Below are 12,207 nucleotides of genomic sequence, written 5' to 3'. Positions count from 1 at the left end.
GCTACGGGATCCCGTAGCGAACGCAGAAGCGTTCGGTCTGGTTCGCGTGAATGCAGAATCTTGGGTGCCCTTTGCGTTGGGGAGACGAAGGATTCTTCCTTCTCGTGGACCGTTCCACGAGAAGGAAGAATCCTTCACCCGTCTGGCCCCGTCAGCGGTGGATGCGCCACCTGGAGAGCGTCTAGAAGGTGGCAGATCCACCGCCGGACCACGCAAACGCAGATGCTTGCGTCTGACGCGGGCCGCAGCCCCGACGACACAGGTGTGGAAGGATCGGGGCATGACCTCCAAGCCTGAAGTGGACTTCATCGAGGGCCCCGCGCCCACCGAGCTGCAGATCAAGGACCTCATCGTCGGCGACGGCCCCGAGGCGGTGCCCGGCGGCGTCGTCGACGTGCACTACGTGGGCGTCGAGTTCGACACCGGCGAGCAGTTCGACGCCTCCTGGGACCGTGGCCAGTCCGCGCGCTTCCCGCTCCCGCAGCTCATCGGCGCGTGGCAGCAGGGCATTCCCGGCATGAAGGTCGGCGGACGCCGTCAGCTCGTCTGCCCGCCCGAGCTGGCCTACGGGCCCGCCGGCGGCGGACACCGTCTGTCGGGCAAGACCCTCGTCTTCGTCATCGACCTGCTGGGCGTCGGCTGAGCCGACCGCCCCGAACCACGACGCCCCCGGACCCTCGGTCCGGGGGCGTCGTCGTGCCCGTGGCGCTCACACGCGCAGGTCGTCGAGCAGACGACGCAGCCGCTTGACCGAGACCGGACGCGCCGTGCCGAGGTTCTGCGCGACGACGCTCACCCGGAGCTCCTCCAGGGCCCAGCGGACCTCCTGCACGTCGGCCGCGGCGCGACGCAGCGGACTGAGCCCGCCGGTGCGCTCGTGGAACTCCGCCTCGAGCTCGTGCACGCGGACCAGCTGCTCGGTGAGCGGGGTCGCGAGCCGGCGACGCGCCGCCTCGAGGTAGACCGGCAGCCGGCGCAGCTGCTCCACGCCGAGGTCGCGCACGAAGCCCGGCGCCACGAGCCAGCTCAGCTGCACGCGCACGTCCTCCGCCGGCTCGCCCATGCCCTGCGGCTGGGCCTGGCCGAGCTTCTCCAGGGAGCGGAGGACGTCGCGCAGCACGCCCGACGTCACGTCGTGGACGTCGGCCCTGACCTTCTCGCGCAGGGCCAGGAAGGCGGCCTCGTCCCACACCGGCCCGCCGTGACGGACCACCAGGTGGTCGAGGGCCGCGAGCCGGCAGTCGTCGAGCACGGCCGCCGCGTCGCCGTAGGGGGAGGAGGCCAGCAGCAGCTTCTGGCGCAGGTCGAGCGTGCGGCCGATCGAGGGCGTCGTGGTCGGGGTGGCGAGCGCGAGCAGCCGACCCTGGCCCCGCACCATCGCCGCGTGCTGCTCCTCGGGCGTGTCGAGCACGCGCAGCGCCACGGAGGCCCCCTCGTCGACGAGAGCCGGGTACCCGACGACCTGCCCGGCCGGCACGGTCCGCTCCAGCGTGCCGACGTCCCACGCCGTGATCCCGGTCCGTGCCGCCTCCGCGGCGACCTCGTCGAGGTCGCGCCGGACGACGTCCTGGAGCTCGGCGCGCAGCGCGTCGAGGTCGCGACCCCGGGCCAGCTCGGTGCCGTCGTCGACCACCCGGAAGGTCACCTTCAGGTGGTCGGGGACCGCCGACAGGTCGAAGTCGTCGGGGGAGACGAGCGTTCCGGTGCGCTGGCGGATGCCGCGCACCAGCTGGTCGAGCAGCGGGCCGCCCGTGGGGTCGAGCTGCTCCACGAGCGCCGCCGCGTGGTCGGGCACGGGCACCAGCTCGCGACGCAGCCGCTTGGGCAGCGACCGGACGAGGGCCACCACGAGCTCGTCGCGGTGACCGGGCACGTTCCACAGGAACTCGGCGGGGTCGAGGCCCAGCAGGTCGTCGACGGGCACGTCGACGACGACGCCGTCGCTCTCGGTGCCTGGCTCGAACGTGTACGACACGCGGTACTCGGCCGACTCCGACGTCCACGTGGTCGGGTAGTCGTGCTCGAGGTCGCCGACGTCGGCCAGCAGCATCGCCGGGTCGAGGTCGAGCAGGTCGGGGGTCTCGCGCGACGCCTTCTTCCACCAGCTGTCGAAGTGGCGCACCGAGACGACGTCGGCGGGGACCCGTGCGTCGTAGAACGCGAACAGCGTCTCGTCGTCGACCCGCAGGCCCCGGCGCCGGACGCGGTCCTCGACGGCCTCGGCCTCACGGATCCGCTCGGCGTTGCGCCGCATGAAGCCGTGCCGCGTGCGCCACTCGCCCTGCACGAGCGCGTGCCGGACGAACAGCTCCCGCGCGAGCGCGGGGTCGTGCCGGCCCAGCGGGACGAGCCGGTCGACCACCAGCGGCACGCCGTACAGCGTCACGCGCTCCTTCGCCATCGCCGCCCCGCGCCGCGCCGACCAGTGCGGCTCGGCGTACTGGCGCTTCACCAGGTGCGCCGCGGCCTGCTCGACCCACTCGGGCTCGACCTTCGCGACGGTGCGTCCCCACAGACGTCCGGTCTCGACGAGCTCACCGGCGACGACCCAGAGCGGTGGCTTGCGCGCGAGCGCGGACCCCGGGAACACCATGAAGCGCGCCCCGCGGGCGCCGAGGAACTCCTTGGAGTCGGCCTGCCGGACGCCCACGTGCGACAGCAGCCCGCTGAGGAGGGCGCGGTGCACGTCGGCCGGGTCGGCGCCGACCTTCCCGGGCTTCATCCCGAGGTCGCGCACGGTGCGCCGGAGCTGGGCGTGCACGTCCTGCCACTCGCGGATGCGCAGCCAGTGCAGCATCTCGTCGCGACAGAGCCGGCGGAACGCGCTGCTGCTGAGCTCGGCGCGCTTCTCCTGCACGTACTCCCAGAGCACCAGCCAGGAGAGGAAGTCCGAGTCGGGGCTGCGGAAGCGGGCGTGCAGCTGGTCGGCGCGGGCCTGCTGCTCGGCCGGGCGCTCACGAGGGTCCTGGATGGACAGGCCGGCCACGATGACGAGCACGTCGGCGACGCACCCCTGGCGGTCGGCGGCGAGCAGCATGCGGGCCATGCGGGGGTCCACGGGCAGGCGCGACATGGTGCGACCCAGCCGCGTCAGCCGGGGCCGACGGTCACGACCCTCCTGCAGCGCCCCGAGCTCGGTGAGCAGCGCGCGACCGTCGCCGACGGCGCGGCGGTCGGGCGCGTCGAGGAACGGGAAGTCCTCGACGTCGCCGAGGTCGAGCGAGGCCATCTGCAGCAGCACGGACGCGAGGTTGGTGCGCAGGACCTCCGGGTCGGTGAACTCCGGACGGCCGTCGTGGTCCTCCTCGGCGTAGAGCCGGATGCAGATGCCGTCGGCGACGCGGCCGCACCGTCCCGCGCGCTGCGCGGCGCTCGCGCGCGAGACGGGCTCGATGGGCAGCCGCTGCACCTTGAGCCGCTGGCTGTAGCGCGAGATGCGCGCGTACCCGGTGTCGACGACGTACCGGATGCCGGGCACGGTCAGCGACGTCTCGGCGACGTTGGTGGCCAGCACGATCCGTCGACCCGGGTGGGACGCGAAGATCTTGGCCTGGTCCTGCGCGGCGAGCCGGCCGTACAGCGGCAGGATCTCGGTCTGGCGCCAGCGCAGGCCCTCGAGGTGGGCGGCGGCGTCGCGGATCTCCCGCTCGCCGGACAGGAAGACGAGCACGTCGCCCTCGCGGGGCAGCTCCCGGATCGCGGACTCGATGCCGTCGAGCATGCCGTCGTCCGGGTCGGTCAGCGGTCGGTAGCGGACCTCGACCGGATAGGTGCGGCCGCTCACCTCGACGACCGGGGCGTCGTCGAACATCGCCGAGAAGCGCCCGACGTCGATCGTCGCCGAGGTGACCACGACCTTGAGGTCGGGGCGCCGGGGGAGGAGCTGCTTGAGGTAGCCGAGCAGGAAGTCGATGGCGAGGCTGCGCTCGTGCGCCTCGTCGACGATCACCGTGTCGTAGCGGGACAGGTCGCGGTCGTGGTGGATCTCGCTGAGCAGCAGCCCGTCGGTGACCAGTCGGATCTGCGTGGCGTCGCTGGTGCGGTCGTCGAAGCGCACCGCGTAGCCGACCTCCTGGCCGAGCTCGACCTCGCACTCCTCGGCGATGCGGGCCGCGACCGACCGCGCGGCGATGCGCCGCGGCTGCGTGTGCACGATGCGCTCCCGGCCGAGCAGGCGCGCGATCTTGGGCAGCTGGGTGGTCTTGCCCGACCCGGTCTCGCCGGCGACGACCACGACCTGGTGGTCGCGCAGCGCGGCGGCGATGTCGTCCGCGCGGTCGGCGATGGGAAGCCCGGGCGCGACCTCGACCTTCATCGTCGAGGTCGTCATCGCAGCCCCAGCCGGTCGCCGAGGACGAGGACACCGACGAACGCGAACACGTCGAGCAGGGTATGGGCCACCACGAGGGGAGCGAGCCGCCGGGTGCGGTGGTACCAGTAGCCAAAGACCAGGCCCATGAGGACGTTGCCGAGCGCCTGGCCGAAGCCCTGGTAGAGGTGGTAGCTGCCGCGCAGCAGGGCGCTGGAGACGATGATCGTCGGGGTGCTCCACCCGATCTGACGCAGCCGCGTGAACAGGTAGCCGATCATGACGACCTCCTCGAGCACGCCGTTCTGGAACGCCGCGAGCACGAGGACCAGGGCGGTCCACCAGTAGACCTGCTGGGGCACGGTGACCACGTCGGCCGTGACGCCGAGGGCCCGGCCCGCGAGGTAGACGCCGATGCCGGGCAGGCCGATGAGGGCGGTCAGGCCGACCCCCTCCAGGACGGTCCGCCGGCGTCCCGCCCCCGTGAGACCGAGGCGACGCAGGACGCCCGGCCCGTCGCCGGCCAGCAGGAACAGGGCGAGGCCGACGGGCACGAGCGCGAACCCGATGCCGAGCAGCTGGTAGGTGACGTCGAGCCACTCGCGGTCGCTGCGGGAGGCGTTCAGCGTCGCGGTGGCGTCGCGGAGCGGGCCGCGGGTGAGTGCGGCGAGCAGGCTGAGGGCGGCGTAGACCGCCGACTGGCCGAGGGAGAGGCCGAGGACGAGCCAGACCTCGAGGCGCAGACGACGGCCGTCCGGCACCGCCGCACCGGTCGCGGGGACGCTCACAGGTCGTTCGTGGCGAACGTGTCGCACTGGTCGGCGGTGCCGCCGTCGTAGCCGGCGAGGAACCAGCGCTGTCGCTGCTCGCTGGAGCCGTGCGTCCAGGTGTCGGGGTCGACCGTGGCCCCGGCCGAGGCCTGGATGTGGTCGTCGCCGACGGCCGCCGCAGCCGAGAGGGCCGAGCGGATGTCGGACGGGGTCAGCGGCTGCAGCAGCGTGGTGCCCTCGGCGTCCTCGGTGGTGGCGGCGTGGTGCGCCCAGACACCGGCGAGGCAGTCGGCCATCAGCTCGACGCGCACGCCGCCGCCGGTCGCGCCGCTGCCGGACTGCGCACGGTCGAGGATGCCGAGGATCTGCTGGACGTGGTGGCCGTACTCGTGGGCCACGACGTACTCCTGCGCGAGCGCGCCGCCGTCGGCCCCGTAGCGGCTGGAGAGCAGGTCGAAGAAGCCGGTGTCGAGGTAGATGCGCTCGTCCGACGGGCAGTAGAACGGGCCCGTGCTGCTCGAGGCGGTGCCGCAGGCCGACTGCGTCGCTCCGGAGAACACGACGGTGCGGGCCAGCCGGTACTGGCGGCCGACGTCGGCGGGCAGGGCGTCGGTCCAGTAGTCCTGCACGCTGTTGACGGTGCCGACGACCCGGCAGACGTCGTCCCGGTTGGCGTCGGCGCCGGTGCGACACCGGCTGAGGTCGACGGTGGAGTCCTCTCCCGCGGTCCCGACCTGGCTGGTGTCGAAGGGGTCCTGGCCCCCGGTGAGGGCACCGGGATCGACGCCCAGGAAGATCGCGACGAGCGTCACCACGAGCGCCCCGACGCCGCCACCGATGACGGCGCCGCCGCGCACGCGACCGCCGGTGACCTGGCTCGTGTCGAGGCGGGCGTCCTCGTTGAAGCTCATGCGCGGAGTCTACGCAGCGGACGTCACGTCGGCGCTGCGCAGCCGAGCCGCCCGGACTCACCTACGCTCGGGCCGTGAGCACCTCCGTGACCGAGCGCAACGCCGCCGCCGGCCCCGCCCTGTCGTCCGACCCGGCCGCCGACGAGGCCCGTCGCCGTGGACTGCGCAGGATGCGCGTCGTGGCCACGTCGCTGCTCGTCGTCGCGGCGGTCGTGTTCGTCCTGACCCGTGAGCAGGGTGGCGCCTGGGGCTACGTGAACGCCGCCGCCGAGGCCGCGATGGTGGGCGCGATCGCCGACTGGTTCGCGGTCACGGCGCTGTTCCGCCACCCGCTCGGGCTGCCGATCCCGCACACCGCGATCATCCCGCGCCGCAAGGCCTCCCTCGGCGCCAGCCTGCAGGAGTTCGTGACCGAGAACTTCCTGCGCCCCGAGGTCGTGAAGGAGCGGCTGGACTCCGCCGAGCTCACGCGACGTGCGGGCGTCTGGCTCGCCGAGGGCGACCACGCCGAGCGGCTCGTGCGCGAGGGGTCGAAGATCACGGCGCACGCCCTCACCCGGGTCAAGCGCGACGACGTGGCCGCCCTCGTGCGCGACGCGATCGTGCCGCGACTCGTGGAGGAGCCGCTCGCCCCGGTGGCCGGGAAGCTGCTCGGGGACGTGCTCGCCGAGCGGGCGCACGTCGGCATGGTCGATCTGGTGCTCGACGAGCTGCACGCGTGGCTGCTGGAGAACGAGGACGAGGTGATGGCGCTGGTGGGGGAGCGCGCCCCCTGGTGGACGCCGCAGTGGGTCGACGAGCGGGTCGGCTCACGGCTGCACCTCGAGGCGGTCACGTGGGTGCAGGAGATCCGCGACCAGCCCGAGCACCGCGCGCGGCGCGCGCTCGACGGCTGGCTCGGTCGTCTCGTCGACGACCTCCAGTCCGACGAGGCCACCCAGGAGCGCTTCGAGCGGCTCAAGAGCCGCATGCTGAACCAGCCGCAGGTCACGACCACGGGCGTCGCGATCTGGGACGCCCTGCGGCACGCCCTCGTGGAGACCCTCCAGGACGAGGACGGCATGCTGCGCCGTCGCGCTCTGCAGGAGCTGCACGCGCTCGCCGACCGTCTGCAGCGGGACACCGAGCTGCAGGCCCGCGGCGACCGGGTCGTCGCCGACGCCGGCGCCTACCTCGTCGAGCACTACGGGTCCGAGGTCGCCACGATCATCTCGGCCACCGTCGACCGCTGGGACGGCGTCGAGACCGCGCGCAAGGTCGAGCTGCACGTCGGCCGCGACCTGCAGTTCATCCGCATCAACGGGACCGTCGTCGGCGGCCTGGCCGGCCTGGTGATCCACACCCTCAGCCACCTCGTCTGACCAGGGGGTGGGGTGCGCGGGGCGCGCAGCACCCCTGGTACAGTTCCTGACTGCACCACGGACCTCCACGAGGTCCACGTCCGGGTGGCGGAATAGGTAGACGCGCTAGCTTGAGGTGCTAGTGCCCGGTTACGGGCATGGGGGTTCAAGTCCCCCCTCGGACACGCTGAGAGAGCGGCCAGTAATGGCCGCTTTTTCATTTAGCGCCCCACCCTGTACTCACCGCGCGGAAGTGCCTTGAGCGTGGATGAACCATTGGCTCGAAGGGTGAGTTCGACGGTCCCAGCGATCGAGTCGGATCTGTCCGGGGTGCGTCCGGTAATCCTCGCAAGACGGCGCCTACACGCGCTGGGGCTCGGAGGCTCGAGTGGACAGGCGCCAAAGCATGGACCGGCCCTCCTGCCGCACGCCGCGTTGGCCGCCGATGGGGCCCCCGGCAGTTACAGGCGGAGTTCATACCTTCTTCGAGATCCGCAGGTGCCTTCGGCAATTTTCCTTGATCCGAACGGCTTTCGAGGTTGCTGCGACTCTGGTACTCCTATGAGCTGAGTCGGCATCCGGATCGAGCCGAATCCATGAACGGATGCACGTTGATTGTTACGTGTAGGGGGACCATCGAACGGTCGCGCGAGAGGACGAGGGTCAGTATGAGCGAGTTTGACGCACATCGTTTTCTCAGCGACTTGAGGCGGGGGGTCGATGAGCAGAATCAGGTCGTGTCCGAAAGAGTGCCTCCCCCCGTCACCGCGCAGAGCCTTCTAGACTTGACCTCCCTGGTTTATTACTGGGCTGAGTCTCAGGGGACGAGTCATCGTTCCGACACCTTCCCAACCTGGCAGCCGCTGAAAGACTCACTAGCGTATGTCGAAGGGTTGACTCATGAGCAATTGATCGCGTCGTTCTTGGAACAGAACCGTCTGTCCTCGGGCACGTGGCTCGATACCAATCCGACCCGAAACATGGTCGGGTGGTCGATGGAAGTCATGCGCAGATGCCTGCTAACGACTCTCGATTCTCTGGCTGGTGCCGCCGTACTCCTTTCGCGTCCCGGTCACTCTCGCGCGCCAATCATTCTTGCTCGGTCCGCTCTCGAGGCGACTGCGACGCTCGCCGGCCTTGTTGATCCGACAATCGACTCAAAAGAACGCAGTCGACGGCTACTCAACCTTCGGCTATCAGAGATTCACGAGGCCGCAGAGGGCGAGAGTGGGTCCGTGGACCTCCAAGAGATGCTGGCTTTTGCGGAGCACATCGGCTTCACACCCGTTCGACCGAGAAGCCGCTGGACTGCACCCTTCCTGCCTGGCGCTAATGGGCGAGCAGATTCGTCCGCGCAAGCTATCGAGCGAGCGCTTCCGTCTGTTGGACGCGACTTCTGGCGCACACAGTCTGCCGTGACGCACTCACGCGCAGCAGCGATGTTGATCGCGGACGAGTACGCAGCTCCCCATGCCATCGACCCGGGGAGGCAGGCCGAGTCGGCGAGCTTCAACATCCTTCCATCGGTTCTTGTACTAACGGAGATGCTGCCGAGCATCTCCGCATTCACCGGATGGAGCGCCTTTGAACATCAGGACGTAGTCCAGCGGTGCCACCGGGCTCTGTCGAGCTGCGCGGGCCTGGATGACCGGGCAATCCGCGGAAGGCTCGGGTTCGACTGATTGGACCTGGTGCGTACTTGCCTCGTAAGTCTTTTGGCGGAGTCTGCTTCGACTCATCCGTGGCCTAGATGGTCGGGTCGGTGGGGCCACAGCCCCCAGCACCACGTCAGCCGGCGGCGCCCTCGGCGTCCGACGGGTCGGCGGTCGCCCGGTCGGGGGAGCCGTCGGGGCGAGACGGCGTCTCGGTGACCTGCTCGGCCGCCCGGCGCAGACGCTTGTCGCCGTACATGTCGAGGTCGGCGTGCCGCAGGCCCTCCGGGCCGCCGGGCGCGACGCCCATGCTCAGCGTCACCTGCTCCGTGGCCGCCCACCACCGGCGTAGCTCCTCGAGCCGGCGTCGCGCGGACGCCTCGTCCTCGTCGAGGACCAGCACGAACTCGTCACCGCCCGTGCGGAAGACGTCGCCCGAGCCGTGGACGCTGCAGGCCAGCAGCGCGCCCAGCCTGCGCAGGAGGTCGTCGCCGGCGACGTGGCCGTGGGTGTCGTTGAACCGCTTGAACCCGTCGACGTCGATCACGGCCAGCGTGGAGCGACCCGACGACGCGTCCAGCCGACAGGCGAGGTCGCGCCGGTTGAGCACACCGGTGAGCGGATCGGTCCGCGCCAGACGTTCCAGCTCCACCCGCTGCTCGTTCAGGTGCGTGATCAACCGGGCCGGCAGCTCCGAGACGATCACCCACATGACGGCCGTCGCGGTGGTCCGTTGCAGCACGGGCCCCTCGAACCCGCCCCACGCGACCACGAACGCGGGCACGGCCGGCCCCAGCAGCCACAGCGAGCGCCACGGCGGCTGCGTCAGCCCGGCGAACACGAAGGCCATGCTGACCAGTCCCGGCACCAGACGGGCAGCCTCCGGTGCGTCGACGCCGACCAGTCCGTACACGACGCACACGGCCGCGGGCCACACCAGGAGCGTCGACCGACGTCGCCAGCACCCGAACCGCAGGCCGACCATCAGTGCCAGCGCGGCAAGGGGCGGCGCCGCCAGCAGTACCACGGGTGTCGCGGTCCCGGGCGGCGAGCTCGTCGCCGCCGTCACCGCGAGCACCACCGACTCGACGAACACGGCGACCGCGCCGCACACGTGCCACACGCGCAGGTCCCACGCGCCGGGCCGCCGCCAGGGCGGTCGCTCCGCTGGTCCTCGTGCTGCTGTCCCCGATCGTCCGTCGCGCGTCCTCACGGGTTCACGCGATAGACCTTGACGCTGTCGACGACGTAGTCGAAGGCGTCCTTGGTGTGCTGCTGGTCGGGCATGCCCCAGTAGGACGAGCCCACCTGCATGTTCAGCCGGATGTTGAACGGGCTGTCGAACGCGGTGCGCGCCCACGGCACGTCGTCCATCGGGATCGTCGACAGCACCTGGTCGTCGTACGTGAACTGCATGCAGTCCGGCGTCCAGTTGAAGCCGTACGTGTGGAAGCCCTCGTACACTCCGGGCGTCCGCGTGGCCCAGTTCTGGTGCGCCCAGGCGTACCACTCGCCGCGCTTCTTGCCGAGGTTCGTGTCCTCCCACAGCGTCGTCGTGTAGGAGCCGGCCGGGTTCCAGCGCTGCGTCGACTCGCCGCCGTACGCCTCCATGACGTCGATCTCGCCGTTGGTGCGGTCACCGCGCAGCCAGAAGGCCGGCCAGACGCCCCGGGTCATCGCGCGCGACGTCGGCAGCTTGGCCCGCATCTCCCAGCGGCCGTACTTCTGGGAGAACGTGCCGACGGTGTCGAGGTAGCCGGTGTCGTACCACCGTTGGCGGACGCCGCTGGAGACCGTGGCTGGCGTCGAGCGACGGCGGCCCTCGATGGTGAGCGTCCCGTCGGACACGTCGACCGCGTCCTTCGTCACGTACGCCGCGTCGAAGGAGAGGTGCGTCCGGTCGCGCACCCGCCACTTGGTGGTGTCGAGGCTCGTCCCGTCGAACTCGTCGGCGAAGCTCAGCGTGCGGCGCTGCGGTGAGTTGAGGTCGTCGCAGGTCCGGGTGGTGCTCCCGGGCGGCGTCGGCTCCGGCGTCGGAGTCGGGCTCGCCGTGGGGGTGGGGGTCGTGGGCTCCGGCGTCGGCTCCGACGGGCTCGGCTCGGGGGTGGGCGTCGACGGTGCCGTGACGGTCACGGTCGCGCCCCGGAACCGCACGGCGGCGCCGCGTGGCAGGTCCTCACCGCGGTAGACGACCCGGACGCGGCTGCCGGCCTGCTCGGTGCGCAGCTGCGCACCGAGCCAGGCCCAGTCGTCGACGGCGTCGCGGGAGCCGCTGAACGACTGGACGACGCTGCCGTCGCGGGCGACCTCCTGGAGGGTCAGCCGGACAGGTCTGGCGCCGCCCACCGTCGACACCTGGCCGGCGACGTGCACGAGCGACCCGGCCTCGAGCCGGTCACCGGAGAGGCGCGACGTGGCCGTCACGCCCCCACCGGTGGTGGCGCGGAGCTGGCAGACCCGGTCGGGGGCGTCGACCCCCGAGACCTGGGCGTTCAGCGAGGTCGTCCAGCCCAGCCCACCGGAGCGGCACGTGCTGTTCGGCACCCACTCCCCGGCACGCCCCGGGGGCAGGCCGGCCGTCACCCGCACGGGACGGACGAAGAACCGGGCGTGCCCGCGGGTACGGGTGTGCACGGGGCGGACGGCGATCCGGCTGCCCTCGTGCGCGATGGTCAGGGTGGTGGAGACGGTGCGGTACGTCCAGCTGCCGGGCACGGCGCGTCCGGTCACGATGCGCGTCGCCCCCGACGTGCGTCGCTCCGTGACCCGCAGGGCCAGGCGTCCACCGCGCAGGCCGGACGCCATCGGCGCGGTGACCGTGACCCGGGTGCCCGCGGGGAAGGCCAGCAGGCTGGAGCTGCTCTGCGCCGCGACGTCACGGGTGCGGGGAGAGTGGTTCTTGACGACGAGTGCACGACGGGACGAGCGCTGTTGGACCGCGAGGCGTGCACGGTCGCCGGGGTGCCAGGACGCCCGGCCCGCGGCGAAGTCGTGGTTGCGCAGGACCTGCGCCGTCGTGGGGGACGTCGTGGCCGAGGACGTCGTGGTCGTGGCCGGGCCCGGGTCGAGGGAGCGCGTGGCTCCGCCGGCGACGGCGGCCGAGGCCGGAGCGGCCATCGCGCCGACCACGAGGACCCCGGACAGGAGGTGGATGCCGATGCGCGGCACCCACCTCCCCGGGGCGATGGTGCGTTCTCCCATGACGTGCCACCTCGGTGTGCTTCT

Annotated in this window: 7 protein-coding genes and 1 tRNA gene; 3 read left to right on the top strand and 5 right to left on the bottom strand. The window is 71.5% G+C overall.

Going from position 1 to position 12,207, the window contains the following annotated elements; translation table 11 throughout:
* Positions 1 to 280 precede the first annotated feature (280 nt).
* Positions 281 to 643, top strand: a complete 363-nt coding sequence (locus AC3WRM_RS11815; RefSeq protein ID WP_492248604.1) for an FKBP-type peptidyl-prolyl cis-trans isomerase — start codon at positions 281 to 283, stop codon at positions 641 to 643.
* Positions 644 to 709: 66 nt separating this feature from the next.
* Here the strand turns inward: AC3WRM_RS11815 and hrpA are convergent, their stop codons facing one another.
* From hrpA to ypfJ, 3 genes are read right to left on the bottom strand one after another with little or no spacing between them, the layout of a single operon-like run.
* A complete protein-coding gene (gene hrpA, locus AC3WRM_RS11810) occupies positions 710 to 4,330 on the bottom strand; it encodes an ATP-dependent RNA helicase HrpA (RefSeq protein ID WP_492248605.1) in 3,621 nt (1,206 codons plus the stop codon).
* Entirely contained in the window at positions 4,327 to 5,097 is a 771-nt protein-coding gene (locus tag AC3WRM_RS11805) for a CPBP family intramembrane glutamic endopeptidase (RefSeq protein ID WP_492248606.1), read from the bottom strand. Before AC3WRM_RS11805 ends, hrpA begins: the two co-directional genes overlap by 4 nt.
* On the bottom strand, positions 5,094 to 5,990 hold the full coding sequence (gene ypfJ / locus AC3WRM_RS11800; protein ID WP_492248607.1) for a KPN_02809 family neutral zinc metallopeptidase: 897 nt from the start codon (positions 5,988 to 5,990) through the stop codon (positions 5,094 to 5,096). Before ypfJ ends, AC3WRM_RS11805 begins: the two co-directional genes overlap by 4 nt.
* Positions 5,991 to 6,064: 74 nt before the next feature.
* Here ypfJ and AC3WRM_RS11795 point away from each other — a divergent pair, with 74 nt between their 5' ends.
* A complete protein-coding gene (locus AC3WRM_RS11795; RefSeq protein ID WP_492248608.1) occupies positions 6,065 to 7,351 on the top strand; it encodes a DUF445 domain-containing protein in 1,287 nt (428 codons plus the stop codon).
* A gap of 78 nt (positions 7,352 to 7,429) precedes the next feature.
* Positions 7,430 to 7,515: transfer RNA gene (locus tag AC3WRM_RS11790), tRNA-Leu, on the top strand.
* Between the two features lie 1,603 nt (positions 7,516 to 9,118).
* Here AC3WRM_RS11790 and AC3WRM_RS11785 read toward each other — a convergent pair.
* Positions 9,119 to 10,105 carry a GGDEF domain-containing protein gene (locus AC3WRM_RS11785; RefSeq protein ID WP_492248609.1) on the bottom strand — a complete coding sequence of 329 codons (987 nt, stop codon included), beginning with the start codon at positions 10,103 to 10,105 and terminating at the stop codon, positions 9,119 to 9,121.
* Positions 10,106 to 10,191: 86 nt separating this feature from the next.
* Positions 10,192 to 12,183, bottom strand: coding sequence for a glycoside hydrolase family 16 protein (locus AC3WRM_RS11780; RefSeq protein ID WP_492270926.1), 1,992 nt, complete (start codon positions 12,181 to 12,183; stop codon positions 10,192 to 10,194).
* Positions 12,184 to 12,207: the final 24 nt, after the last annotated feature.

It is taken from the genome of Aeromicrobium sp. EU05-FHT14F07 (assembly GCF_058790455.1).
This window is presented reverse-complemented; position numbering and strand designations above follow the sequence as displayed.

Bases quoted from the DNA above. Each gene is read 5' to 3' on its own strand.
- AC3WRM_RS11815 (WP_492248604.1), top strand. From the start codon at position 281: ATGACCTCCAAGCCTGAAGTGGACTTCATCGAGGGCCCCGCGCCCACC.
- hrpA (WP_492248605.1), bottom strand. From the start codon at position 4,330: ATGACGACCTCGACGATGAAGGTCGAGGTCGCGCCCGGGCTTCCCATC.
- ypfJ (WP_492248607.1), bottom strand. From the start codon at position 5,990: ATGAGCTTCAACGAGGACGCCCGCCTCGACACGAGCCAGGTCACCGGC.
- AC3WRM_RS11780 (WP_492270926.1), bottom strand. From the start codon at position 12,183: ATGGGAGAACGCACCATCGCCCCGGGGAGGTGGGTGCCGCGCATCGGC.